The organism is Xanthomonas sp. MUS 060 (assembly GCF_000963215.1).
GTDB lineage: Bacteria > Pseudomonadota > Gammaproteobacteria > Xanthomonadales > Xanthomonadaceae > Xanthomonas_A.
The window spans coordinates 141,236-166,325 of sequence record NZ_JZIM01000001.1 but is presented as its reverse complement, the minus strand read 5'-3'; the positions used below and the strand labels follow the sequence as shown (position 1 = coordinate 166,325).

The 25,090-nt window shown below is 64.8% G+C and carries 23 protein-coding genes and 1 pseudogene; 18 read left to right on the top strand and 6 right to left on the bottom strand.

All coding sequences use genetic code 11. From position 1 onward, the window contains the following. Positions 1–76 precede the first annotated feature (76 nt). A complete protein-coding gene (locus XANALMUS060_RS00680) occupies positions 77–1,963 on the top strand; it encodes a DUF885 family protein (RefSeq protein ID WP_045736727.1) in 1,887 nt (628 codons plus the stop codon). A 39-nt stretch (positions 1,964–2,002) separates the two neighbouring features. Here XANALMUS060_RS00680 and mmuM read toward each other — a convergent pair whose 3' ends face one another. Together mmuM and XANALMUS060_RS20425 are read right to left on the bottom strand one after the other, a co-directional pair. Beyond that, complete coding sequence (gene mmuM, locus XANALMUS060_RS00675) at positions 2,003–2,947, bottom strand: homocysteine S-methyltransferase (RefSeq protein WP_045736726.1); 945 nt, start codon at positions 2,945–2,947, stop codon at positions 2,003–2,005. A gap of 24 nt (positions 2,948–2,971) precedes the next feature. Beyond that, positions 2,972–3,118, bottom strand: coding sequence for a hypothetical protein (locus XANALMUS060_RS20425; RefSeq protein WP_161795365.1), 147 nt, complete (start codon positions 3,116–3,118; stop codon positions 2,972–2,974). Positions 3,119–3,154: 36 nt separating this feature from the next. On the opposite strand from XANALMUS060_RS20425, the gene XANALMUS060_RS00670 reads away from it, so the two are divergent. From XANALMUS060_RS00670 to XANALMUS060_RS00600, 15 genes and pseudogenes are all read left to right on the top strand, one after another. After that, positions 3,155–3,607, top strand: a complete 453-nt coding sequence (locus XANALMUS060_RS00670) for a DUF2147 domain-containing protein (RefSeq protein ID WP_045728305.1) — start codon at positions 3,155–3,157, stop codon at positions 3,605–3,607. A gap of 210 nt (positions 3,608–3,817) precedes the next feature. Further along, positions 3,818–5,890: a methionine--tRNA ligase gene (gene metG / locus XANALMUS060_RS00665; RefSeq protein WP_045736725.1), complete on the top strand. Its 2,073-nt coding sequence runs from the start codon at positions 3,818–3,820 to the stop codon at positions 5,888–5,890. A 74-nt stretch (positions 5,891–5,964) separates the two neighbouring features. Next, a complete protein-coding gene (locus tag XANALMUS060_RS00660; RefSeq protein WP_045736724.1) occupies positions 5,965–6,567 on the top strand; it encodes an HAD family hydrolase in 603 nt (200 codons plus the stop codon). Positions 6,568–6,791: 224 nt separating this feature from the next. Beyond that, complete coding sequence (rnfB, locus tag XANALMUS060_RS00655; protein ID WP_052688059.1) at positions 6,792–7,202, top strand: Rnf electron transport complex subunit RnfB; 411 nt, start codon at positions 6,792–6,794, stop codon at positions 7,200–7,202. 88 nt (positions 7,203–7,290) lie between these two features. After that, positions 7,291–8,088 carry a hypothetical protein gene (locus tag XANALMUS060_RS00650; RefSeq protein ID WP_045736723.1) on the top strand — a complete coding sequence of 266 codons (798 nt, stop codon included), beginning with the start codon at positions 7,291–7,293 and terminating at the stop codon, positions 8,086–8,088. A gap of 88 nt (positions 8,089–8,176) precedes the next feature. After that, a complete protein-coding gene (locus XANALMUS060_RS00645) occupies positions 8,177–8,548 on the top strand; it encodes a hypothetical protein (protein WP_045728309.1) in 372 nt (123 codons plus the stop codon). 58 nt (positions 8,549–8,606) lie between these two features. Beyond that, positions 8,607–9,164: a sigma-70 family RNA polymerase sigma factor gene (locus XANALMUS060_RS00640; RefSeq protein ID WP_045736722.1), complete on the top strand. Its 558-nt coding sequence runs from the start codon at positions 8,607–8,609 to the stop codon at positions 9,162–9,164. Beyond that, a complete protein-coding gene (locus XANALMUS060_RS00635; protein ID WP_045736721.1) occupies positions 9,161–9,952 on the top strand; it encodes an anti-sigma factor in 792 nt (263 codons plus the stop codon). The genes XANALMUS060_RS00640 and XANALMUS060_RS00635 overlap by 4 nt, the downstream gene beginning before the upstream one ends. Positions 9,953–10,271: 319 nt before the next feature. After that, positions 10,272–11,249, top strand: coding sequence for an acyl-CoA desaturase (locus XANALMUS060_RS00630; RefSeq protein ID WP_200893983.1), 978 nt, complete (start codon positions 10,272–10,274; stop codon positions 11,247–11,249). After that, the gene (locus tag XANALMUS060_RS00625; protein ID WP_045736720.1) at positions 11,246–12,499 is read left to right on the top strand and encodes an FAD-dependent oxidoreductase; all 1,254 of its coding nucleotides are present in this window, start codon (positions 11,246–11,248) and stop codon (positions 12,497–12,499) included. The genes XANALMUS060_RS00630 and XANALMUS060_RS00625 overlap by 4 nt, the downstream gene beginning before the upstream one ends. An 86-nt stretch (positions 12,500–12,585) precedes the next feature. Next, positions 12,586–13,360: pseudogene (locus tag XANALMUS060_RS00620) on the top strand (DUF1365 domain-containing protein); the annotation flags it as partial. A 35-nt stretch (positions 13,361–13,395) separates the two neighbouring features. Next, the gene (locus tag XANALMUS060_RS00615; RefSeq protein ID WP_045737047.1) at positions 13,396–14,673 is read left to right on the top strand and encodes a cyclopropane-fatty-acyl-phospholipid synthase family protein; all 1,278 of its coding nucleotides are present in this window, start codon (positions 13,396–13,398) and stop codon (positions 14,671–14,673) included. Next, entirely contained in the window at positions 14,670–15,218 is a 549-nt protein-coding gene (locus XANALMUS060_RS00610; RefSeq protein ID WP_045736719.1) for a DUF2878 domain-containing protein, read from the top strand. Before XANALMUS060_RS00615 ends, XANALMUS060_RS00610 begins: the two co-directional genes overlap by 4 nt. Beyond that, positions 15,215–15,997 (top strand): DUF1295 domain-containing protein, encoded by a 783-nt coding sequence (locus tag XANALMUS060_RS00605; RefSeq protein WP_045736718.1) that lies wholly within the window; start codon positions 15,215–15,217, stop codon positions 15,995–15,997. Before XANALMUS060_RS00610 ends, XANALMUS060_RS00605 begins: the two co-directional genes overlap by 4 nt. A 22-nt stretch (positions 15,998–16,019) precedes the next feature. After that, a complete protein-coding gene (locus XANALMUS060_RS00600) occupies positions 16,020–17,096 on the top strand; it encodes a cyclopropane-fatty-acyl-phospholipid synthase family protein (RefSeq protein ID WP_045736717.1) in 1,077 nt (358 codons plus the stop codon). Positions 17,097–17,334: 238 nt separating this feature from the next. Here the strand turns inward: XANALMUS060_RS00600 and XANALMUS060_RS00595 are convergent, their stop codons facing one another. Then, positions 17,335–17,679, bottom strand: a complete 345-nt coding sequence (locus tag XANALMUS060_RS00595) for a RidA family protein (protein ID WP_045728317.1) — start codon at positions 17,677–17,679, stop codon at positions 17,335–17,337. After that, on the bottom strand, positions 17,676–18,371 hold the full coding sequence (locus XANALMUS060_RS00590) for a DUF998 domain-containing protein (protein ID WP_045736716.1): 696 nt from the start codon (positions 18,369–18,371) through the stop codon (positions 17,676–17,678). Before XANALMUS060_RS00590 ends, XANALMUS060_RS00595 begins: the two co-directional genes overlap by 4 nt. Positions 18,372–18,618: 247 nt before the next feature. On the opposite strand from XANALMUS060_RS00590, the gene mprF reads away from it, so the two are divergent. Further along, positions 18,619–21,180, top strand: coding sequence for a bifunctional lysylphosphatidylglycerol flippase/synthetase MprF (gene mprF, locus XANALMUS060_RS00585; protein ID WP_045736715.1), 2,562 nt, complete (start codon positions 18,619–18,621; stop codon positions 21,178–21,180). A 282-nt stretch (positions 21,181–21,462) separates the two neighbouring features. Here the strand turns inward: mprF and XANALMUS060_RS00580 are convergent, their stop codons facing one another. Continuing rightward, positions 21,463–22,890, bottom strand: coding sequence for an AcvB/VirJ family lysyl-phosphatidylglycerol hydrolase (locus XANALMUS060_RS00580; protein WP_152640343.1), 1,428 nt, complete (start codon positions 22,888–22,890; stop codon positions 21,463–21,465). Between the two features lie 124 nt (positions 22,891–23,014). Continuing rightward, entirely contained in the window at positions 23,015–23,200 is a 186-nt protein-coding gene (locus tag XANALMUS060_RS00575) for an oxidoreductase-like domain-containing protein (protein WP_045736714.1), read from the bottom strand. A gap of 546 nt (positions 23,201–23,746) precedes the next feature. On the opposite strand from XANALMUS060_RS00575, the gene XANALMUS060_RS00570 reads away from it, so the two are divergent. Continuing rightward, a complete protein-coding gene (locus tag XANALMUS060_RS00570; protein ID WP_045736713.1) occupies positions 23,747–24,835 on the top strand; it encodes an alkene reductase in 1,089 nt (362 codons plus the stop codon). The last annotated feature ends 255 nt before the right edge of the window (positions 24,836–25,090 follow it).

The following is a 25,090-nucleotide window of genomic DNA, read 5'->3' as shown; positions in this document are numbered from 1 at the left end:
CCTCTCCTATCGCCGCGACGCGTCACCGCTGCGATCCGGATGGGATATCCACCCTCGCTTGTCGTTGGAGTCCGCAATGCCATCCCGATTTTCCCGTCTATTGTCCCTCGCCATCGCCGCCGCCCTGAGCCTATCGCTGACGGCAACGGCGGACGCGACCAAGAAAAAAACCGCTAAACAGCACACCACGCAAACCAAGTCCAAAACCAACAAGACGCACAAGGCGCGCGCAGTGACGCATGCCCCGGCTCCGGTAGCGCTGACCAAGGCCCAGCGACTGAATCGCCTGTACGACGACTACTGGGAAGCCTCGCTCAAACAAAACCCTCTACAGGCGACATTCCAGGGCGACAGTCGCTACAACGACCAATTACCTAACTTCCTCTCGGCGGCCTTCCGCCAGCAATCGCACGACTTCACCGTGGAGTGGTTGAGCAAAGCCGAGGCGATCGGCAAGGACGGACTCAGCGGGCAGGACCTGCTCAGCTACGAGATCTTCGTCAGCGACGCGCGCAACGCGCTGGAGGCAGAGAAATATCCGAGCTGGATGCAGCCGGTGAACCAGTTCTACAACGTCGGCAGCATCATGGCGATGCTCGGTTCCGGTACCGGCGCGCAACCCTTCCATACGGTCAAGGATTACGACAACTGGTCGCGACGCGCACTCGGCATCCCGACACTGTTCAACCAGGCCATCGCCAACATGCGCGAAGGCATGCGGGCTGGCGTCGTGCAGCCACGCGCGCTGATGGAGAAAGTCCTGCCGCAATTGGATGCGGTCATCAAGCCCAGCGCCGAGGAGAGCCTGTTCTGGGGGCCGGTGCGCAATCTGCCAGCGGACATCCCGGAAGCCGACAAACAGCGCATCGCCGCTGAGTACAAGCGCATGATCGAGTATCGGATCATGCCCGCTTATCGCGCCCTGCGTGGCTTCATCGCCACGCAATACCTGCCGGCCACGCGCGGCAGTGCCGGCATCGGCGCGCTGCCCAATGGCGAAGCATGGTATGCCCACGATGTGCGCCAGAGCACCACCACCGATCTGACCCCGGCGCAGATCCATCAGATCGGCCTGGACGAGGTGGCACGCCTCCAGGGCCAGATCCAGATGGTGATGAAGCAGATCCGTTTCCGTGGTTCGATGCAGAAGTTCTTCAAATCCATGCAGAACGACAAACGTTTCACTTTCAAGAGCGAAAACGAACTGCTGGACTATTACCGCAACCTGCAAAACAAGGTGAATGCGGCGATTCCACCGATGTTCACGCTCATGCCGAAAGCCAGACTGGAAATCCGCCCGATGGAACCGAATCGGGCGCAATCCACCGCTGGCAACTCGTATATGCCGCCCAGCGAGGACGGCCACCAACCCGGTATTTTCTACGTCAACACGTCCGACCTAACCAATCGCAAGAGCTGGGATGCAGAGAACCGGTATCTGCACGAGGCCATCCCCGGCAACCACTTGCAACTGGGCCTGCAGCAGGAATTGACGAATCTACCCAGGTTCCGCCGTTTCGGCGGCGAGGCCTCCTTCATCGAAGGCTGGGGCATGTACGCCGAATCCTTGGGCAAAGACCTGGATCTGTATCAGGACCCTTACGACTATTTCGGTTATCTGCATGATGAGTTATGGCGCGCGATCCGACTGGTGGTGGATACCGGTCTGCACAGCCAGGGCTGGACCCGCGAGCAGGCGATCACCTACATATTGGATAACTCGGCCATCAGCCGCACCGACGCAGAAGCCGAGACCGAGCGCTACATGGCGCTTCCCGGGCATGCGCTGTCCTACAAGATCGGCGAGATGAAGATCATGCAACTACGCGACAACGCACGCGCGCAGTTGGGAAGCAAGTTCGATATTCGCCAATTCCACGCCGAACTCCTGAAGGATGGCTCGATGCCGCTGAACGTACTACAGGAAAAGATGGAGCGCTGGGTGGCGAGCAAGAAAAACTGAACGCCACTCGGACAAGAACCGCTTAAGCCGTAGAACGACTCAACCGTGCGGCATCGCCAGATGCCGCGCCAACTGCGCGATCTGCTGCGGCGTGGTGCGGCAACAGCCGCCGATCAGACGCGCACCGGCCTGACGCCAGCGATCCACGTGCTCCACTAAAGCGCATGCGGCAGTCGCATCGGCACTCCAGCGTTTGTCACTGGCGTCGTAGCGTTCCCCCGAGTTCGGATACACCACCAACGGCAAGCGCGTCAGCGTGGACAGATACTCCAGCGCCGCAGTGGCGAGCGCCGGTGCGATGCAATTGACGCCCAGCGCAACGACCTGCGGATGCCCGTCGAGCAAAGCCACGGTCTCGCGCAAAGCGGTGCCATCGCTCAAATGGGTGGCATCGCGCAACGTGCAGGCGAACCAAGCAACACTCTGCGGAAATTGCTCCAGCAACGCCAGCAAGACGGCGATCTCGGCCTGCGATGGCTGCGTTTCGAACGCCAGCAGGTCTACTCCCGCAGCCACCAGCGCGGCGATGCGCGGATGGTGGAAATCGCGCAGGCGCGCAGAGGCGACAACATAATCCCCGCGATATTCCGAACCATCGCCCAGATACGCGCCATACGGCCCGACCGAACCGGCAACCAGTAACGGGCCGGCCTGCGGATGCGCCGCGCGGTAATCCTGCCGCGCTTGCTGCGCCAGTTCCGCGCTGCGCGCGATCAATCGCTGCGCCTGCAACGGGTCGATGCCACGCGCGGCAAAACCCAGTGTGGTGGCCTGATAGCTTGCGGTGATCGCGCACTGCGCGCCGGCAAGGAAATAGTCCAGGTGCACTTGGCGAATACGTTCCGGCTGCTCCAGCAGCACCTTCGCCGACCACAGCGGATCGTCGAGATCGCAACCACAGTACTCCAGTTCAGTGGCCAACGCGCCATCGAGTACGATGCACTGGTGCTGCGCCAACAGCGCGGACAATGGATTGTGCGGCATGGGCATGTCCTCGCGCGATACCTGTCAGTGCAGTGTCGCAGATTGCACCGGGCCGGTCGCGCCGCTGCCATAGGCGCGGCGCGCATCCAACGCATACGCCACCCCGAACATGCCGCAATGCGGATTTCCAATACCTGCAACGCAGAGATACATTCTCAGCGTGGCCGGCATGGTGTCAGCCACTCCGGACATCCCTGGGAGGGGCCCATGTCGACCATCTTCAAGACCCTGATATTGACCTTGGTACTGAGCATCGCGCTATCAGTCGCACACGCCGCCGACACCTCGCCCGTCGGTCGCTGGCAGACCATCGACGACACAACCGGCAAACCCAAGTCAATCGTACAAATCACACAAACGGCCGATGGCACGCTGAGCGGCAAGGTGAGCGAAATCCTGCAATCGGACCGTGGCCCGAACCCGATGTGCAACGCGTGCGAGGGCGAACGCAAGGACCAGCCGATCAAGGGCATGACCATCCTGTGGGGACTCAAGCCCGACGGCACGGCAGTGTGGGACGGCGGCTCCATCCTGGACCCGGTCAAGGGCAAAATCTACAAAGCCAAGATCACCCTGAGCAAGGACGGCAAGCAGTTGCAGATGCGTGGCTACATCGGCATCGAGGTATTGGGTCGCACGCAGACCTGGATCAGGCAATGACGCCGCGACACCGACGCGCACCGCGACACGGCTGAGCCGCAAGCGCGCACGGACACGCCAGCGCACCCACGCATCCCCTCGAAGGCGCCCGCACAGGCGCCTTTTTTGCTGCTCGGAGCGTCGAACTGTGACGCTTGTGCATCATGCCTCCCCAAACCCGACATCCCAGCGTGCATGCAATAATCGCCCTCCCCCAAATCGCCGGCCGCCATGACCCGCACCGCTCTCGTCACCACCGCTCTGCCCTATGCCAACGGACCGTTGCATCTGGGGCATCTGGTCGGCTACATCCAGGCCGACATCTGGGTGCGTGCGCGGCGATTGCAAGGCGACCGCGCCTGGTTCGTCTGTGCCGACGACACCCACGGCACGCCGATCATGCTGGCGGCGGAAAAAGCCGGGGTCACTGCGGAAGATTTCATCGCCAGCATCCAGGCCAGCCACGAGCGCGATTTCGCCGCGTTCGGCGTCGCCTTTGACCACTACGATTCGACCAACTCCGCAGCCAACCGCGCACTGACCGAAGCGTTCTACGCCCGCCTCGACGCTGGCGGCCATATCGCACGACGCTCCATCGCCCAGTTTTACGACCCGGCCAAGGGCATGTTCCTGCCCGACCGCTACATCAAGGGCATCTGCCCAAACTGCGGCAGCGCCGACCAATACGGCGACAACTGCGAGGTCTGCGGCGCCACCTATGCGCCAACCGAACTCAAGGAACCGAAGTCGGTGATCTCCGGGACCACGCCGGAGCTGCGCGACTCGGAACACTTTTTCTTCGAAGTCGGACGCTTTGACAGCTTCCTGCGCGACTGGCTGGCCGGCGATGTCGCCCTGCCCGGCGTCAAGGCCAAGCTGATGGAATGGCTGGACAGCGAAGGCGGCCTGCGTGCTTGGGACATCTCGCGCGATGCACCGTACTTCGGCTTCCAGATCCCTGGGCAGCCAGGCAAATATTTCTATGTGTGGCTGGATGCGCCGATCGGCTACCTGAGCAGCTTCCAGACCCTGTGCGCACGCCTGGGCGAATCGTTCGAAGCGCACCTCGCCGCTGGCAGCAGCACCGAACTGCACCATTTCATCGGCAAGGACATCGTCAACTTCCATGGCTTGTTCTGGCCGGCGGTGCTACACGGTACCGGCCACCGCGCGCCAACCCGGCTGCACGTCAACGGCTACCTGACCGTCGATGGCGCCAAAATGTCCAAGTCCCGCGGCACCTTCGTCATGGCCCGCACCTACCTCGATGCGGGCCTGGAACCGGAAGCGCTACGCTACTACTTCGCCGCCAAATCCTCCGGTGGCGTCGACGACCTCGACCTGAACCTCAGCGATTTCGTGGCGCGGGTCAATGCCGATCTGGTCGGCAAGTTCGTCAATCTGGCCAGCCGCTGCGCCGGCTTCATCGACAAGCGCTTCGGCGGCACGCTCGCCGACACGCTGCCCGATCCAGCGCAATACGCCCGCTTCCTCGCCGCATTGGCGCCAATCCGCGAGGCGTATGCGCGCAACGACCCGGCCAGTGCCATCCGCCAGACGATGGCGCTGGCCGACGAAGCCAACAAATACATCGACGAACACAAGCCGTGGGTGCTGGCCAAGCAGGACGGCGCCGACGCCTCGCTGCAATCGGTGTGCACCCAGGGCTTGAACCTGTTCCGGGTACTGGCCGCCGCGCTCAAGCCGGTGCTGCCACGCACGTGCGCCGAGGCCGAGGCGTTCCTGGTCGCGCCGCTGGGCACCTGGGACGCACTGCAGGCGCCGCTGCTGGCACACGCGATCCAACCTTACACCCCCCTGTTCACCCGAATCGACCCCCGCCTGATCGACGCCATGACCGACGCCTCCAAGGACACCTTCGCCCCTACCGCTAACGCAACGACACCCGCCGCCAAGCCAACCGCGCCTGTCGTGCCGAACACCGCAGCCGCCAGCCCCGCGACCGGCCCCGCACTTGTCGGCATGGACGATTTCGCCAAGCTCGACCTGCGGATCGGCAAAGTGCTGGCCTGCGAATGCGTCGATGGCTCGGACAAGCTGCTGCGCTTCGAACTGGATGCCGGCGCACTGGGCAAGCGGCAGATTTTCTCCGGTATCCGCGCCAGCTACGCCGAACCGGACAAACTGGTTGGCCGCAGCGTGGTCTTCATCGCCAACCTGGCACCGCGCAAGATGCGCTTCGGCATCAGCGAAGGCATGATCCTATCGGCCGGCTTCGATGGTGGCGCACTGGCCTTGCTCGACGCCGACAGCGGTGCGCAGCCGGGCATGCCGGTGCGCTGAGTGCGGGCGGCAGCGCACATCGGCGCCGCCGCGCCCGCCCATCCGTCCCTGCCCGTGTCGCTCCCGCATCGCAGATGACCACACCCAGCGCACTGGCCCTGTTCGACTTCGACCACACGGTCACCAGCGGTGACAGCTACTCGGGCTTCCTGCGCCGCGTCGCCACACCCGCGCAGCAGGCCAGCGCGCGTTGGACGATCGGACCATGGCTGATCGGCTACCGGCTCGGCCTGGTCTCGTCCGTGGCGATGCGCGAACGGGCCACCCGTCTGGTGTTCGCCGGGCGTGCCGCCGAGGAGATCGCGACACAGGCGGCGGCCTACGCGCAGCAGGCGCTGCCGCCGCTGTTGCGAGCGCAGATGATGCAACGCATCGACTGGCATCACAGACAAGGCCACCACGTCGTGCTGGTCTCCGCATCGCTGGACCTATATCTGCGGCCATGGTGCGCGCAACATGGACTGGCACTGATCTGCAACCGCCTGGAAGCGTGCGATGGTCGCCTGACCGGGCGCTACGCCGACGGCGACTGCGGCCCGCACAAGGCCGCACTGGTCCGCGCGCGCTACACCCTGTCCGCCTATCGACGCATCTATGCCTACGGCGATAGCCGCGAAGATCGACCGATGCTGGCATTGGCGCACGAGCGCTGGTACCGCGGCCGCCGCATCGCCTGATGCCACACTCCTGGGCATCGTGGCGGCCATTCGCCCCATTGCCACGGACGCACCTCATCGCGTCGCGGACAGCCGTCCAGGCCGCGATCAAGGCCCGCGCAGATCGCGCCTGACAGCGACGGCGAGCGGGTTACACTAGCCTTGCCCATCCCGGTACGACCATGCTGCGGTCGTGGTCCTGGTGCGCTCCACCCGACGCCCTGCATCGGGCAAACCCTTTCGCCATGCATCCCGCCCAAGACGCCCTGCTCGAACGCCTGGACCGCTTGCTGCCACAGACCCAATGCGGCCAGTGCGGCTTCGATGGCTGCCGCCCCTACGCCGAGGCCATGGCGCGTGGCGCGGCGCAGGTGGACCGTTGCCCGCCCGGCGGCGACGCCGGTGCGCGGGCGCTGGCACGGGTACTCGGCACTCCCGCGTTGCCCTATGACCGTCGCCGCGGCACCCACACACCGCCGCAGGTGGCGCTGGTGATCGAGGCCGACTGCATCGGCTGCACCAAATGCATCCAAGCCTGCCCGGTGGACGCCATCGTCGGCGGCGCCAAACACATGCATACGGTGCTGGCACCGCTGTGCACGGGCTGCGCACTATGCCTGCCGGCCTGTCCGGTGGACTGCATCGTACTGCGCTGAACACCCCCGTGAGCCGCACGGCCGGCCTGCGCATCCGGATCGGTGGCCGCCGCGTATGTCCTAGTGTCATCCCAACGGAGCGCCGTCCATGCAAGCGTCGACCGTTTCCTTCAGGTCTGTCCATCCACATCATGCGTTCTACCTGGCCCTGAGCCTGGCCGTGTGCGCCCTGGTCGCCGCCGCACCGGCACGGGCGATGCTGCACTACGAGGGCCAGGCCTACGCCGCCGACGGCAAACAACTGCTGTACCGCGAGAGCCACTGGGTGCGTGAAAACGGTGCGCGACTGGTGCTGTACCAGTGCCCCAACGGCGCTGCATTCGCACGCAAGCGCGTGGCCGATGGCGGCATTGCCCCCGATTTCGAACTGGTGGACGCACGCAGCGGCTATCGCGAAGGGGTCCGCAGCACCGGCAACGGCCGCGAGATGTTCAGCCAGGTCAAGGGACAGGCCGAGCACCACGCGGCGCTATCTTCCAGCGCCGATGCCCCGCTGGTGATCGACGCCGGGTTCGACGCCTATCTGCGCCAGCACTGGGATACCTTGGCCAGCGGCAAGCCGGAGCGCATCACCTTCGCGCTGCCGAGCAGCCAGCGCACGCTGCAATTTCAGATCACCCCCGGCGCCGCCGACGCCAACGTGCAGCATTACACCCTGGGCCTGGCAGCCTGGTATGGCGGCCTGCTGCCCAACATCAACGTCGCCTACGCGCGCCAGGAGCGGCACCTGCTCGAATTCAGCGGTGTCGGCAACATCCGCGATGCGCGCGGCCGCTACCCGCAGGTCCGCATCACCTTCCCTGATCGCCTACGCGGCCAAGCCGACGCAGCCTCCTGGGACCAAGCGCTGCAACAACCTCTGGTCACACAGTGCAACGTACACTGACCCGGACAGGCGCCGCGTTCACGGCAAATTCCGCTGCGAAGGCGACAACCATGCCACCGCATCGCCCACCCATCGCTGAGAATTCCCTATGGCAAAAGCATACCTGTGGTTCAACGCCGCGCTCTACGCACTGCTGGCCCTATGGTGCACCGTCCTTCCAGCGTCAACCGCAGTGGCGGTGGGCTATGTGGGCCTGGACCGCTCCGGTCAGTCCGAATACCTGGTCATCTACGGCGGTCTACAGTGGGGAATGGCGTTCCTGTTCGGCTACTTCGCCCGCAGCGGACAACTGCGCAACGGCCTGCTATTGGCCTTGGCGTTCTATGTGCCAATCGTGCTGTACCGCAGCGCCAGCCTGCTGCGGCTGTGGCCGGTCGGCACGACCACCACCGGCCTGGCCGCGTTCGAGATCCTGCTCCTGCTCGCCGCAGTCGCGCTCTGGCGCCGGCAGCGCGCATGAGCGACGCACACGTCGAAAGCCTGTAGCATCGCGGCAACATTCGCCACCGTTGGCCCACATGATCGAAACGCCCGATCACGACGAAGCAGGACAATTGTTGCTGGCCACCGCGGCCGGCGACAGTACTGCATTCGAACGTCTGTACCGCACCACCTCCTCGCGTTTGTTCGGCGTGTGCCTGCGCATCGTGCCGCAACGCGCCGAGGCGGAGGACGTACTGCAGGAGGTATTCTCCGCCGTCTGGCGCAAAGCAACCCAGTTCGATCCGCAGCGGGCACGCGGCCTGACCTGGCTCACCATGATCGCCCGTAATAAGGCCATCGACTACCTGCGCGCACGAGCGCCGACGCGGCAGTCGGTGGCACTTGAGGAGGCAGGCGAACTACCCGAGGACGGCCGCGACCCGCTGGCCGAAACCGAATGGCGCGTGGCTGGGCGGCGCCTGGACCTGTGCATGGGCGAACTGGAGCCACCGCGCGGCGAACTGATCCGCACCGCATTCTTCGAAGGCATCACTTACGAAGAACTGGCCAATCGCAGCGGCACCCCACTCGGGACGATCAAGAGCTGGATCAGGCGCAGCCTGGCGAAACTGAAAGCGTGCCTGGAACAATGAACACCTCCCTGCCCGATCCGCAAGAAACCCTGCCGCCGCGCGACGTGCTGGCCGGCGAATACGTGCTGGGGGTGCTCGACGCGCAGGAACGCCGCGCCGCCGAACAGCGCATCGATAGCGACCACGCCTTCGCCACTGCCGTGGCGCAGTGGCAACAGCACCTGATGCCACTGGCCGACGAAATCGCCCCGGTTGCGGTTCCCGAACGCGTGTGGGTGCGCATCAGCGCCTCGCTGCACCTGGATGCGCCAGCGCCGCGCACACGCGCTGCCACCGCCAGTGTGTGGGATAACGTGCGCACCTGGCGCTGGCTCAGTGCCGGCGGCTTCGCCACCGCCGCCGCCTGCCTGTTCGCCTTGATCCTGGCGCGCGCACCGCTGCCACCACAGCACCAGACGGCATCGCCTGTCGCGACAACAGCGCGGACCAACGCCAGCGACATTGCGATGACCTCCACGCTGATGCAAGACAACGGCAAGCCCGGTTACGTGGTGCTGATGGACGCCGACAAACGACGCATCACCATGACCCCACTGGCCGGCGCCCACGCTAGCGGACGCGTGCCGGAGTTGTGGCTGATTCCAGCCGACGGCAAGGCCCGCTCGATGGGCGTGTTCGACGATATGCAGACCCGTGTGGCACACATTCCGGAAAAACTGATGCCCTTGCTCAGGGAGGGAGCCTTGCTGGCGGTGACCATGGAGCCGCCCGGCGGGGCACCCCACGGCGTTGCTACCGGCCCGGTGGTCGCCAAGGGCGGCATCAGCAGCCTGCGTCTGGTCCCTTAAACGGCATCGCGCGTCGCCGCGACGGTGCCGAGTCGCACAATCAACGTCTACGATTTCCCTGTCCGAGCAAGGAAGCTTCGCCTTGGTGCAGATGTGACCATCGCAATAGCATACTCACTCAACCAGCCCCCTGTTCAGACAGCATCCTCGCCACTGTCGGCCACTGCCTTCGTCTGATAGATGCTGTCAATCGACCGTCGCGGAAGGCAAAGGCCCATGCGGCAGTCAACATAGAAACCCCTGCAAACCAGGTCACGCAGGTGCATCCGTTCTATCGGTTCGGTCGTATTTTTTCCCGAGCCCCTAATGAGATGCCCTTGTGCCGAGATCCTTTGCCGAGCATCCCCCCATTTCGACTGTCGCGTCGCGGCGTGACCACGTGCTGCGCACGCTACGCCAGTGGTTCGACAGCAATGCGCAGGTCGAGTTGGACCCGGCCCGCGCCGACCGCATCGACTGGCTGCGCGCGGCCCCCTATATCGGCCTGCACCTGGCCTGCCTGGGCGTATTCTGGGTCGGTGTGTCCGGATGCGCGTTGGGTGTGGCGCTGGCCCTGTACGCGGTGCGCATGTTCGCCCTCACCGGCTTCTACCACCGCTATTTCGCCCATCGTGCGTTCAAGACCTCGCGCGCACTGCAGTTCTTGTTCGCCGCGCTCGGCGCCACTTGCGTACAACGCGGGCCACTGTGGTGGGCAGCGCATCATCGCAATCACCATCGCCACACCGACACCGCGGCCGATCCGCACTCCCCGCGTCAGCATGGGTTCTGGTGGAGCCATAGCGGCTGGTTCCTGACCCCACGCGGTTTCCGCACCGACTGGGAAGCGATTCCCGACTTGCGTCGCTTCCCGGAACTCCGTTTCCTCGACCGCTTCGACCTAGTGCTGCCGGTGCTGCTGGCACTGGCACTGTTTGCGCTCGGCCAATGGCTGCATCGGCATGTGCCGCAACTCGGCACCGACGGCTCGCAGTTGCTGGTGTGGGGCTTTTTCGTCTCCACCGTGGCCTTGTTCCATGCGACCTTCACCATCAACTCGCTGGCGCACCGCTTCGGCAGCCGCCGTTTCGACACCCACGACGACAGCCGCAACAATCTCTGGCTGGCGCTGCTGACCTTAGGCGAGGGTTGGCACAACAACCACCACCATTTCCCCGGTGCGGCGCGCCAAGGCTTCCGCTGGTGGGAAGTGGATGCCACCTGGTACGGCCTGAAGGCCATGGCGTGGATCGGCCTGATCCGCGAACTCAAGCCGGTACCGACCGGGCTGCTGCGTGCGAAGGAACGGGCACAATGAGTAATATCGCGGTGGTGGGCTCGGGGATCGCCGGCCTCGGCGCGGCATGGCTGTTGTCCCAGCGCCACGAGGTGACGTTGTACGAAGCCGCCGACTACCTCGGCGGACACACCCATACTCATGCCATCACGCTGGACGGCGTGGAATACGCGGTGGACAGCGGCTTCATCGTATTCAATCCACAGCATTATCCACTGCTGAGCACGTTGTTCACGCAACTGGGCGTGGCGTCGCAACCGACGACCATGAGCTTCTCGGTACACGAAGCGCGCACCGGCCTGGAATACAACGCCGGCACGCTCGACGGTCTTTTCTGCCAGCGTCGCAACCTGCTCTCGCCGCGGTTCTGGCGCATGCTGCGCGACTTGCGCAGGTTCTACCAGCACGCACCGCAGGTTCTGCACGACCCCACGCTGGCGCAACTCACCTTGGGCCAATTCCTGCAACGCCACGGTTATTGCGACGTATTCCGCGACGCACACCTGGTGCCGATGGCCTCGGCGCTGTGGTCTTCACCATCGCGGCAGATCCTCGACTTCCCCATGCGCCAGTTGATCGGCTTCATGGCCAATCACCACATGCTGCAATTCAGCGGCCGCCCGCAATGGCAGGTGGTGCGCGGTGGTTCCAACACCTACGTGCGTGCGCTGCGCAAACGCTGGCGGGTACGCGAGCGTATCGCCACCCCGGTGCGCGCAGTGCAGCGTTTGGCAGCGGGCGGCATTTCCGTGCAGACCGATGCCGACACCGAGCACTACGACGCGGTGGTACTGGCCTGCCATGCCGACGACGCATTGCGTCTGCTGGCCGACCCCAGCACTGCCGAAACCGACATCCTCGGCGCACTCCATTACCAGGACAACGAGACCGTCCTGCACACCGACGCAAGCGTTCTGCCACGCGATCCACGCGCCTGGGCCGCCTGGAACGCGCACGTGCCAGCCGATCCGGATGCACCGTGCACGGTCAGCTACTGGATGAACGCACTGCAGTCGATCGAAGCGCCGCAGCCATTCATCGTCAGCCTCAACTGCAACGACGCGATCGATCCGGCCAAGGTTCTCAGACGCATGCGCTACCGGCATCCGCTGCAAACGCCTGGATCGGTCGCGGCGCAGGCGCGCAAGGGCGAGATCCAAGGCCAGAACAACACCTGGTTCGCCGGTGCCGGCTGGGGTTTCGGTTTCCACGAAGATGGCCTGCGCAGCGCTGTCGAGGTCGCCACCGCGCTCGGGATCTCATGGCCATGACCGCGCTACCGCGTGCTTCCGTGTCCGCCCCGCCGGCTGGCGCCGTCTCGACAACGCCGGCGGTGGCGGTCACGACCCACACCGGATTGCACAGCGCGATATACACCGGCTGGGTGCGGCACCGACGGCATGCGCCCAAGGCACTGGCGTTCCGCTATCCGCTGTTCCTGATGTATCTGGACTTGGGCGAACTAGACCAGGTTTTTACACGGCGTTGGCTGTGGTCGGTGGGCCGCCGCAATCTGGCCGAATTCCGCCGCAGCGATTATCTCGGCGACCCAGCACAACCCCTGGACGAAGCGGTCCGCGACCGCGTGCAACAGCACACCGGCGAACGCCCACTCGGCTCGGTGCGCATGCTCACCCACCTGCGCTACTTCGGCCACTGCTTCAATCCGGTCACGTTCTACTATTGCCACGATGCGCAGCAGCGCCTGCACAGCATCGTCGCCGAGATCACCAACACGCCATGGCGACAACTGCCATACCTACGTGCTGCCGCTGACCCAAGCGCATCACCACGGCAGCGTGCATGCCTGGCGCTTCGACAAACGCTTCCACGTCTCGCCGTTCATGGCGATGGCGCACACCTATGCCTGGCGCTTCAGTGAGCCTGGGCAAGCACTGCGCGTACACATGGACGTGCTCGATCCAACGCCCACAGCGCGGCGCTTCGATGCCACCTTGGTATTGCAGCGGCGCAAGATCGACGGCACCAACCTGGCGAGGGCATTGCTGCGCTATCCGGCAATGACCCTGCAGGTGCTGGCCAAGATCCACTGGCAGGCACTGCGGCTATGGCTGCGCGGCAATCCAGTGCATGACCATCCCGACCTTTCCACTCAGCGAGAATGCCAATGAACGCTCCGCACGCATCCTCTTCCGCCAACACGCTGATGGCCGCCACGCCGCCGCCACGCGGTTTTGACCGGTTCCTGCGACAGCGCCTGCTGGCTACGCTGGACGGTGTGCGCGACGGTCAACTGCGCATCGAGGATGCCGGCACGCTCACCACCCTCGGCGATGCTGGCCGCACCACACCGGAGAGCTTGCACGCGCATCTGCGCATCCACGACCCACGCTTCTACCGCCAGGCCGCGCTGAACGGCAGTGTCGGCGTCGGCGAAGCCTATATGGACGGGCTGTGGGACTGCGACGATCTGGTCGCACTGGTACGCCTGCTGGTGCGCAACCGCGACCGCCTGGATGCGATGGAGACCGGCCTGGCCCGGTTCGGCGGCATGGCCATGCGCGGTCTGCATGCGCTCGCGCGCAACACCCGTGCCGGCAGCCGTCGCAACATCGCCGCGCACTACGATCTTGGCAATCGGTTATTCGAGTTGTTCCTCGACAAAAACCTGATGTACTCCTCGGCGCTGTTCCGCGACAGCGATGCCGCCCTCGGCGAAGCCGCACTGGAACGCGCCGCCGAGCGCAAGCTGCAGCGCATTTGCGCCAAACTGGACCTGCAACCGCATCACCACGTGATCGAGATCGGCACCGGCTGGGGCGGATTCGCGCTGCATGCGGCCAAGCACCACGGCTGCCGCGTCACCACCACCACCATTTCGCGGGAACAGTACACTCTGGCGCGGCAACGCGTGGAGGCCGCCGGGCTGTCGGACCGCATCGAAGTGCTATTGCGCGATTACCGCGACCTCGACGGGCACTATGACCGACTGGTGTCGATCGAAATGATCGAGGCGATCGGCCATCAGTACCTGGACACTTACTTCGGCAAGGTCGGCGCACTGCTCAAGGACGACGGCCAGGCGCTGATCCAGGCGATCACCATCGAAGACCACCGCTACGCGCAGGCGCTGAAGTCGGTGGATTTCATCAAACGCTACATTTTCCCGGGCAGTTTCATCCCCTCGGTGGCAGCGATGACCGGCGCGGTCGCGCGCGCCAGCGACCTGCGCTTGTTCAACCTGGAAGACATCGGCCCCAGCTACGCACTGACGCTACGCGCCTGGCGCGAGCGCTTCATGGCCAAGTTGCCGCAAGTGCGTGCGCTCGGCTACGACGAGCGTTTCATCCGCATGTGGGAGTTCTATCTGGCGTACTGCGAGGGTGGCTTCTTGGAGCGTTCCATCGGCGACGTGCACCTGTGGCTGAGCAAGCCGCTGGCGCGTCCGGCGCAGTTCGCACCGGCATTGGCGGGCGAGGAATGAACAATCTGGTCAACTACCTTGCCCTGCAAGGGCTGTGGTTGGCCGCAGTGGCCGGTGCCAGCCGTGGCATGGTCTGGGCTGGCCCAGCCGCGTTGGCGTTGTTCGCGCTGTACCAGTTGCATCAGCGCCGCCGCGCGCACGGCGATGCGACGCTGATGGCACTGGCGCTACCGCTGGGTGCCAGCGTGGACGCGGTGTTGCGTGCCGGTGGCTGGGTCCGCTATAGCGCCGCGCCACCAGCGCCATGGCCACCGCTGTGGATTCTGGCGCTGTGGGCCGGCTTCGCATTGACGTTCAATCACTCGCTGGCCTGGGTCATGCGTCATCCCTGGCGCGCGGCGCTATTCGGTGCCACCTGTGGCCCACTGGGCTATGTGCTGGCTGCGCACGGCTGGCACGCAGTGACATTGGCACCACCACTGCCGCATGCGCTGCTGGCGCTGGCGCTGGGCTGGGCCATCGCACTGACGCTGTTGAGTCTGGCGACACGGCGTTTCGCAGCGAGCGCAGCGGCGGCAAGGCACATCGCAGGAGCGGCGCAATGAACGCCTGGCCGCTGCTGCACGTAGGCATATTCACCACACTGATCATGCTCGCCGGCTGGGCCTGGCAACGGCACAGCCGCAACGCTGGCGTAGTGGACGTGCTATGGGCGACATGCATGACGCTGGCGGCGGTGTATTGCGCCTGGCGCGCGGACGGCGCGGCGTTGCCACGCGTGCTGACGGCGGCGATGGGTGGTCTGTGGGGCGCACGTCTGGCCTGGTATCTGGGCGTGCGTGTGTTCGGCGATCCGCACGAGGATGGCCGCTATCGTGCGCTGCGTGAACACTGGCAAGACGACCAGCGACTGTTCCTGGCATTCTTCCTCGGCCAGGCGCTGGTGGTGGTGGCGTTCGCGGTACCGCTGTCGGTGGCCGCGCACAATCCGCAGCCACAGTGGAATGTATGGACCACGTTGGCACTGGCCACTTGGCTACTGGCGGTCGGTGGCGAAAGCCTGGCCGACCGGCAACTGGCCGCGTTCCGCGCCAATCCAGCGCACCGTGGCAAAACCTGCCGCCAGGGTCTGTGGCGCTACTCGCGGCACCCCAACTACTTCTTCGAATTCGTGCATTGGTTCGCCTACGTCTTTCTGGCGGTCGGCAGCGGTGCACTGTGGGTCGCGATAGCCGCACTGGGGCCGCTGTTGATGTTCGGTTTCCTCTACCGCATCACCGGCATTCCCTACACCGAAATGCAGGCACTGCGTTCGCGCGGCCACGACTATGCCGATTACCAACGCAGCACCAGCGCCTTTTTCCCCTTGCCGCCGCGGCACTGAGCCCATTTCAGGAGAAATACAGATGTCCAGCACGATCACCACCTCGTCCCCTACCGCCTTGCCGGCCGAACCCCTGGCAACGCGACTGGCCGAATCCGGCCTACTGCCTGACACGCTGTTGCGCGCCGCGATGCGTCGGCTGTGCACGCAACGCCTGCACGAGGAGCGCGCCGGTGGCGCCGACGCCGCCTGGGAACGCCAGCGCAAGTTCATCGCCTCGCTACGCGACAGCGCCATCGCGATCGAAACCGACGCGGCCAATCGCCAGCACTACGAGGTACCACCGCGCTTCTTCGAGCTATGCCTGGGCAAGCGTCTGAAGTACAGCAGTTGCTACTGGGATGCGAGCACCGCCGATCTGGATGCCGCCGAGGAGCGGATGCTGCACTTGTACACCGAACGCGCCCAATTGCGCGATGGCCAGCAAATTCTGGAATTAGGCTGCGGCTGGGGCTCGCTGACGCTGTGGATGGCCGAGCAGTACCCTGGTGCGCGCATCACGGCGGTGTCCAACTCGCGCCCGCAACGCGAACACATCCAGGCGCAATGCCGTGCACGCGGGCTGGACAACGTCAAGGTCATCACCCACGACGCCAATACGCTGACCCTGCCCGCCGCCAGTTACGACCGCGTGGTCTCGATCGAAATGTTCGAACACATGCGCAACTATCGCGAGCTGCTCGCGCGAATCAGCCACTGGCTGGTACCGGGCGGCCAGTTGTTCGTCCACATCTTCTGTCACCGCGACCTGGCCTACCCATTCGAGGTGCAAGGCGAGGACAACTGGATGGGACGGCACTTCTTCACCGGCGGACTGATGCCGGCGGCCGATACCTTGCTGCAGTTCCAGGACGATCTGACCCTCGATCAGCGTTGGCTGCTGTCCGGCCAACACTACGAGAAAACCGCCAACGCCTGGCTACAGAACCAGGACCGGCACCGCGAGGAACTGATGCCAGTGCTGGAGGCCACCTATGGCGAGGATGCCAAGATCTGGTGGCAACGCTGGCGCATGTTCTGGATGGCCTGCGCGGAATTATTCGGCTACGAACAAGGCCAGCAGTGGGGCGTGGCACATTACCGATTCGTGCGCGGCTGAGAAGCCGCAACGCGCGGCATGGTGTCCGGACCGAACCGCCATCGAACGCTGGCAATCCAACATGGCCGCCATTGCAGTGAGCGCCCGCAGGTTTGGCCGCAATCGCATGCTGTCTTCCGCCACGCGGGCAGCCTCGGCAGCGACGCGCCACCGGCAATGCGTCGCCACCGAGGTGACTGCTGGGCATGACTGCTCACGCAGCATGCACCAGCAACTCCACAGGCGACTGCCGCGCCACCTATACCGCAGCGGTGACGACGATTTCGATCTTCCATTGCGGATTTGCCAATTTGGCTTGCACAGTGGCACGCGCCGGCGTGTTGGCTGGACTGACCCAGGCTTCCCAGACTTTGTTCATTTCGGCGAACTCGGCAAGATCGGTCATGTAGATCTCCGCACGCAGGATCCGACTTTTATCGGTGGCGGCAAGGGCCAATAAGCGATCGATCGCCTCAAGCACCTGACGGGTCTGGCCGGCGATGTCGGCACTGGCGTCGTCGGCGATCTGGCCGGCGAGATAGGCAACGCCGTTGTGCACGGTCATCTCCGACATACGTGGGCCGGTATCGAAACGCTGGATCATGGTGCAGTGTCCTGAAGTGGAAATATCTGGCCATTGTCGCGCGATTGCGTCGCGGCTGCAGGCGACGGTCGCCACAGGCGATAGGCGACCAACACCAGCCACGCCAGGATCAACACGATGGTCAGTTTTTGAGTCAGCCCGCGCAGCGGCGTGCGCCATAGCACATGCAACCACATCGCCGCGAACGCCGCGAACGCCAATCCCTGTGCAATTCCCGCGCTGCGCTGCCACACGAGCTGCCGACGCAACCAGGCGCTCTGCAACAGCATCGCGCTGGTCATGCACAGGAACGCGGCCTGCGCCGATAAGGCATGCACCAACGGCGCAAGCAGCGGGGCTTGCTGCGGCAGGTAACTTTCCCCGATCGCGAGCACACACAGGCCCAGGGCCGCCACGACGAACAACAACACCGGTGCAGCGCTACGCGTTCGCGACGGTGCCTGCGCATACAGCCCGGCGGCCAGTATCGCGATTGCGGCGGCCAACAGGACATAGGCGATCCTCAACAACAAGCCACCTGGGCCATGCAGGTACAAGCTCAGCGTGGCCTGCTGCCAGTGCAGATCGACGCGCGTGGCCTGCAATCCCAACGCCACCCCAAGAAATAGCAAGGCAAAGACCAGCGCCACCGCAGCGGCCAAGCGCGACCAGCGCGGCGGCAAGACGGGGCGAGACAAGGCGGATACAGGCATCGCGGCTCCAGATCGCGCAAAAGGAAGAAGGTACCGCAGATCACGACCGGCACCACCGATACCGCAGCATAGACGCCGTGCCCACGTGCCATTCCACTATCATGCGCATCGTCGGCATGCTGGTACAGCGCTGGTCAACCTGTATCACGATGGACCGTCTCTCCCGTGCCGCTTGCAGTTCCGCCCTGACCCCGTGGCATGCTGTCCGCTCTGCGCCACCATTCTCTTCTGCCCACACCCACTCGCAATGACCGACGCCGCGTCCTCCGCTTCCTCTGTCTCCGGCTGGCGCCGCGCGCTGCCGGTACTGGCCAGCCTGACGATCCTGGCCATGGCGCTGCATGCGCTGGACAGCGAATTCAGCACCCATGGCTATAGCGCGATCCATCATGCGTTCAACCAGCTCGGACTCAGCCAGATCGTGCTGACCCTGCTGCTGGGGCTGAGCAGCTATGCCTGCCTGATCGGTTTCGATGCAATCGGCCTGCGCCGCAGTGGTCGCACCCTGCACCCGATGCGGATCAGCGTCACTGCGTTCCTGGCGCACGCGGTCGGGCAGACGCTCGGCTTCGCCGCGTTGACTGGTGGGGCGGTGCGCCTGCGCGGATACGGCCGGGTCGGTTTGAGCCTGGCCGAAATCGGCCAGGTCGTGCTGATGAGCACACTCGGCTTCGTGTTCGGCGCCTGGCTGCTGCTGGCGCTGGCGCTGACCCTTGAACCGGACGCGGCCGCACTGGCCTTGCCGGTCGGCGCATCGGCGGTACGCGCCATCGGTATCGCCCTGCTGCTCGGCTTCGCCGCGATGCTGCTGCTGGCAGGACGCGACGGGCGCACACTGCGCTGGCGCGAGCATGCCCTCTGGCTGCCAGACCGTCGCACCACCTTGGGCGTGACCTTACTGAGCGTGGTCGAACTGGGACTGGCCAGCGCCGCGTTCTACGTGCTGTTGCCGAACGAATCGGGGATCGAGTACGTCGGCTTCGTCGGCCTGTATCTGGTCGCGGTGGTGGCTGGCCTGGTCTCTACCGTGCCGGCCGGCCTGGGCGTGTTCGAATGGAGTCTGCTCAAGCTGCTACCTGGCGTCGCGCCGGCGGCGGTACTGGCTGCGGCACTGATTTACCGCGTCACCTATTACGTGGTGCCGCTGCTGCTCTCGGTGCTGATGGCCTCGGTTTCCGGTCTGCGCCGGCCGCTGGTCGCCAGTGCCGGGGGCGTGCGCGTCGCTTGGCGCACGCTGCGTCCGTGGCTGCCGCAGATCATCGCCATCGCGGTGTTCGCGGTCGGTGCAGCGTTGGTCATCGACGGCACCCTGCCCACCCCGAAACGGCGCCAGGGCGTGGCGCCATTGTCGATTGTGGAAACATCGCACCTGCTGGCCAGCCTCGGCGGCGTGGTCCTACTGCTGATCGGCCAGGGCCTGCAACGGCGCAGCCATTCGGCCTGGATCGTCGCCATCGGCATCTGCGTGCTGTTGCCGTTACCGGCGTGGCTACGTGGCGGCCATGTCTCGGTGGCGTTGTCCTCGCTGGTGGCGGCAATCGGCCTGTGGGGGGCGCGACGCGAGTTCTATCGCGAGGGCGCACTGCTCGATGAAGCGTGGTCGTGGCCCTGGCTGCGCAACCTGGGACTGGTGCTGATCGCCACCGTGTGGCTGCTGTTTTTCGTCTACAGCCACGTCGAATACCAAAACGAACTGTGGTGGGAGTTCGCCACCTCGGCCAATGCCCCGCGTGCGCTGCGCGCAGTGCTGTTGGTCAGCGTGGCGGTGGTGGTGTTCGGAATGGCGCGGTTGCTGCACAGCACACGTTCGCCATTGCCGTCCGCCGATGCAGCGCAATTGGACGCACTGATGCCCGTATTGGCCGACGCCACCGATACTCAGGCCTGCCTGGTCATGACCGGCGACAAAGCACTGCTGCCGTGCGAAGACGGCCGCGGTTTTGTGATGATGCAGCGCTACGGCGGCTCGCTGGTGGCGATGGGCGACCCGGTGGGGTCGCCGGACATCGCCCGTGCACTGATCTGGCGTTTCCGCGAAGAAGCCGATCGGATGGGCCTGCGCCCGGTGTTCTACCAAGTGGGCGAGCAACATTGGCAGACCTATCTGGATCTGGGCTTGACCCTGGTGAAGCTGGGTGAGGAAGCGCTGGTCTCGCTGGAAGATTTCCATCTGGAGGGGCGTGAGCGTGCCGATCTACGCCAGGCATGGAACCGTGGCAAGCGCAGCGGGCTGAGTTTCCGCATCGTTCCACCCACCGACGTCGATACGCTGATCCCGGTCCTGGCCAACATCTCGCAACAGTGGTTGGAGGAAAAGGCAGGTGACGAAAAAGGATTTTCTCTGGGCAGCTTCGATCCGGACTATCTGCGTCGGTTCCCGATCGCGTTGGTGGAGTGCGAGGGCAAGGTCGTGGCCTTCGCCAACCTGTGGCATGCAACGGCTGGCAAGGAATTGTCGGTGGACCTGATGCGGCATTTGGCCGACGCCCCCAAAGGCACCATGGACTTCCTGTTCATCGAACTCTTCCTGTGGGGGCGCGACCAGGGCTACAAGCGCTTCTCGCTCGGCATGGCGCCATTGTCGGGCCTGGCCCAGCACCGTCTGGCCGGACGCTGGAACCGCTTCGGCAACCTGATCGTGCGCCACGGCGAGCGCTTCTACGGCTTCAGCGGGCTGCGTCGCTTCAAATCCAAGTTCGCCCCGACCTGGCGCACCCGCTACCTGGCAGCTCCCGGCGGCATGCACCTGCCAGCCGCACTACTGGACGTCACCCGACTGATTTCGCTCGACCCGCGCAAGCCGGAGTAAAGGCTGGAGTGGGGACAGCGACATGGCGTGGCGCACCCGCAAATAGCGCTCAAACGAGGCGATGAAAAAATCGGCGACGCTTGCGCAAAAAGCGTCATGTTGTGACTTGGGATATGACGGCCTGCTTGTCTACGGCCAGTGCGGCGCGGCGCGCGACGCTCCATCGGTAAAGCGTCGCAGCGCGCGCAGCGCCTGCCTTAACGCTGAGGCGATGCCAAGCGCTTACGAAACCACCAACATCGCGCATGCCAAACGTTGGCGGCACACTTCCACAACAGCAGCTCAATTCACCCGCTGCAGAATCTGCTTGGCGAGTGCCTCATAGTCGCCCTCAAAGTGATGGTCGCCAGGAAGTTTGACCGACTGCACCCGCCCCTTCGGCAAGCCTGGGCACAACGCATCATCGTCGTCTTCGCCGTAGATGCACAAGGTCTGCGCTGGGGGCATCTTCGCCACTTCCGGAGCGATCGGCAGGCCATCGTCGTCGCCGGAGCCGATCCAATTGGAAACGTGGAACTCGTAGTCGGCTGTCTTGCCTATCGACAGCAACGCCGTCAGCCTGACCTGGTCCTGCATCGGCTCGGGTAATTGGTTGTAGGCAGCAGGCAGCACATCCGCGCCCTGCGAGAAGCCGATCAAGACCACCTTCCCGCGCTGCCACAATCGACTGTAGTGACGGTAGATGCGATCCAAGTCGGCGGCAAAACCCTGCGGAGTACGTTCGCTCCAGAAATAACGCAGCGAATCGACACCCACCACCGGGATACCCGACTTGGCGAGCGCACCAGCAACTTGCTGATCGAGCCCTGCCCAACCACCATCGCCGGAAACAAAAATCGCGAACACATTATCGTTCACCGCGTTCGCCGCGGACGGGCTGGCCGCCACCTCGACCACAGGCAGGCCAGCGAGGTCGGCCGGAATCGGCGGCAAACTCACACCTGGCCGCGCACCCAGCGAACGCGCCGCTGCGCGCAAACCCGGCAGCGCGTCGCCACTGACGCTACGGCGGAACTGACGTGCCTGCGGCACTTTTTGTATAAACGTATCGCTTTGCTGGCGACAGCGATGCTGAGCTTGGGTATCGAGCGCGGCCAGCCACGGCACCGGCAAACTGGTCGGCTGCAGCGCACGCGCCGGCGCGGCGATGCCGGCACCGCAGATCTGATCGTCGAGAACCTCCACCGGACAGAAATCCTCCGTCATCAGGCCCGCCAGCACGTGCTTGGGCGCTTGCGCGGCCATCGCATAGGCCAATGCGGCGCCATCGCCATCGCCAACCAGCAACGGCAAACGGTAGGTCGGCACGTGGAAGTAGGCCTGCACGTAGCGCGAGAAGTTTTCCACGTCGCCAGCGGAGAAGTCGCAGGTGCCGTCGATCTTGGCCAACACCGCCTGCAGGTGCGCGCTATCGATCAGCACGACCATCGCGCCATCCTGACGCAGGGCCTCGACTTGCCGCATACGTTCGGCGTCGCCGCGCTTGCCGCCAGCGAACCACAGCACCACACGCTGCGCATCGCCCTTGGGCAACAGCACCGGCACTTTCTCGAAGCGACCGTGACTGAGCTTTTCCGGCACGGCCACCGGTACACCGGAGGGTGCGTTCGGTGGCACCGCAGGCACAGCCGGGGCCGACGCAGCCAGCATCGGCGCCAACAGTCCGCTCAGTCCCCATCCCCATCTCCAACCGCTACGCGTTTGCATCATCCGGCAATCCTGAAAAAGCACGCTAAAGATAATCCCGAACCGCAGCGGCGCGAAGCGCAACTTACGACCCGGTTCATGCAAGGCACGGCAGGTGGGCAACCATGCCTGCCCACCTGCCGCCGGGTCAGCCATCCACGACCGCCTCGGGATGGCGCAAGCGCCACTGCGCCAACGCTTGCCGATAGCATGCCAATTGATCGCTGTAGAGATCATGGACGCACAGCGGGCAGCCGCTGTCGCAGCAGTCGCCCAGGGCTGGGGGCGAGGGCGGTTGCGGCTGGGGATCGGCGCAGGCATTGAAATCGGACATCGGACAAAAGCACTCCACAATGGCAGGCCGCGCTCGGCAGGACGCAGCCCATTATCGCAACTGCAACGGCGGGGAACCGTCACGACCACGCAGCCAAGCATGCGACATCGGTTGGCACACGCCGCCACACCGTCGCGTCGCGCGCATTAGATCATTCGCTCGGCCAGAGGATTCCGAGTACTCGTACGACCCGTCACTGCCCGCCGACAACGCAGCAGTGTTGTTAGCGACTGTGATGCAAACGCTTGCCCCGCGCTCGCCCATGACAGATGTAGATGCAACCCTGGCATCGCGAAGCCTGCGCAGCAGATGCGTGCGACCAAGCAAGACCCATGCCCGTCATGGGCCGCCCCGCACTAATCCGCGCAAGGGGATGTTGCGCATCCAAGCCCGCCACGCCACGCTTGCATCCCCCTCGTGCAACAGCAACGCACTGTCCCACCAAACCGACGCGAAATCGGCGCAGCCATCCCCATCTCGACAATCTGCAAGCGCTGAAAGCGCCGCGCTGCAGGCACCTTGGCCCACCCACACAGAGGAATCCCGATGACCGAGACCACGTCCCCGTTGTTCAAGCCACTGCGCCTAGGCGCAATCGCACTGGCCAACCGCATCGTGATGGCGCCACTGACCCGCAACCGCGCCGAAGGCGAGGACCGACTGCCCAGCGCACTGGCCGCCGAGTACTACGGCCAGCGCGCCAGCGCCGGCCTGATCGTGGCCGAAGCCACCCAGATCACCCCGATGGGTCAAGGCTACAAAGATACCCCGGGAATCTACAGCGACGCGCAGGTTGCAGCCTGGAAGCCGATCACCGATGCCGTGCATCGAGGCGGCGGCAACATCGTGCTGCAGTTGTGGCATGTCGGCCGCATCTCGCATGTCAGCCTGCTGCCGGAAGGCGCGGCACCGGTGGCGCCCAGCGCACTACGCGCCGATGCCAAGACCTATACCGCCGAAGGTTTCACCGACGTATCGACACCACGCGCACTGCGCCTGGACGAAATTCCCGGGCTGATCGAGGACTACCGCCGCGCCGCGCGCAACGCCATCGCCGCCGGCTTCGACGGCGTGGAAGTGCATGCGGCCAATGGCTATCTGATCGACCAATTCCTGCGCGACGGCAGCAATCACCGTGACGACGCCTATGGCGGTAGCATCGAGAACCGCACACGGCTACTGTTTGAGGTGGTGCAGGCGGTGGCGCAGGAAATCGGTGGCGAGCGCACTGGTGTGCGTCTATCGCCGGTCACTCCGGCCAACGATGCGCACGATAGCGATCCACAGCCGCTGTTCGAACGTGCGGTGGAACGCCTGGACCCGCTGGGCCTGGCCTTCTTGCACGTGATCGAAGGCTCCACCGGCGGCCCACGCGACAACATCGCCTTCGACTATGCCGCGCTACGTGCCAAATTCCACGGCCCTTGGCTGGTCAACAACGGCTACGACAAGGCCATGGCAGAGGAGACGATTGCATCAGGCCGCGCCGACGCGGTGGCGTTCGGGCGTCCCTTCATCGCCAATCCGGACCTGGTGGAACGCCTGCGCCGCAACGCTCCGCTGAACACGCTGAATGCAGACACGCTCTACGGCGGCGGTGCCAAGGGCTACACCGACTACCCAACGCTGGACTGACCGATGCAGGCGGCGACGCAGCGTTGCCGCGGCGGCACTCGGGCATTGCACGGGAAACACCTTGTCGTAGCAGTTCTCCAACCTGTTCAAGTGACCCGATCCACCGCGCACAGTACCTGGCTGGCACTCCCCGCGACCCGCTATCGCGGGGAATGCCTTCGGCGTGGGCGAAGCGATCGAGCAGCGCCACGACAGCGCCTGGCCTTGCCAGCACATGGACCACCGACACCGATCGCGCGCATGACCGACGACGCT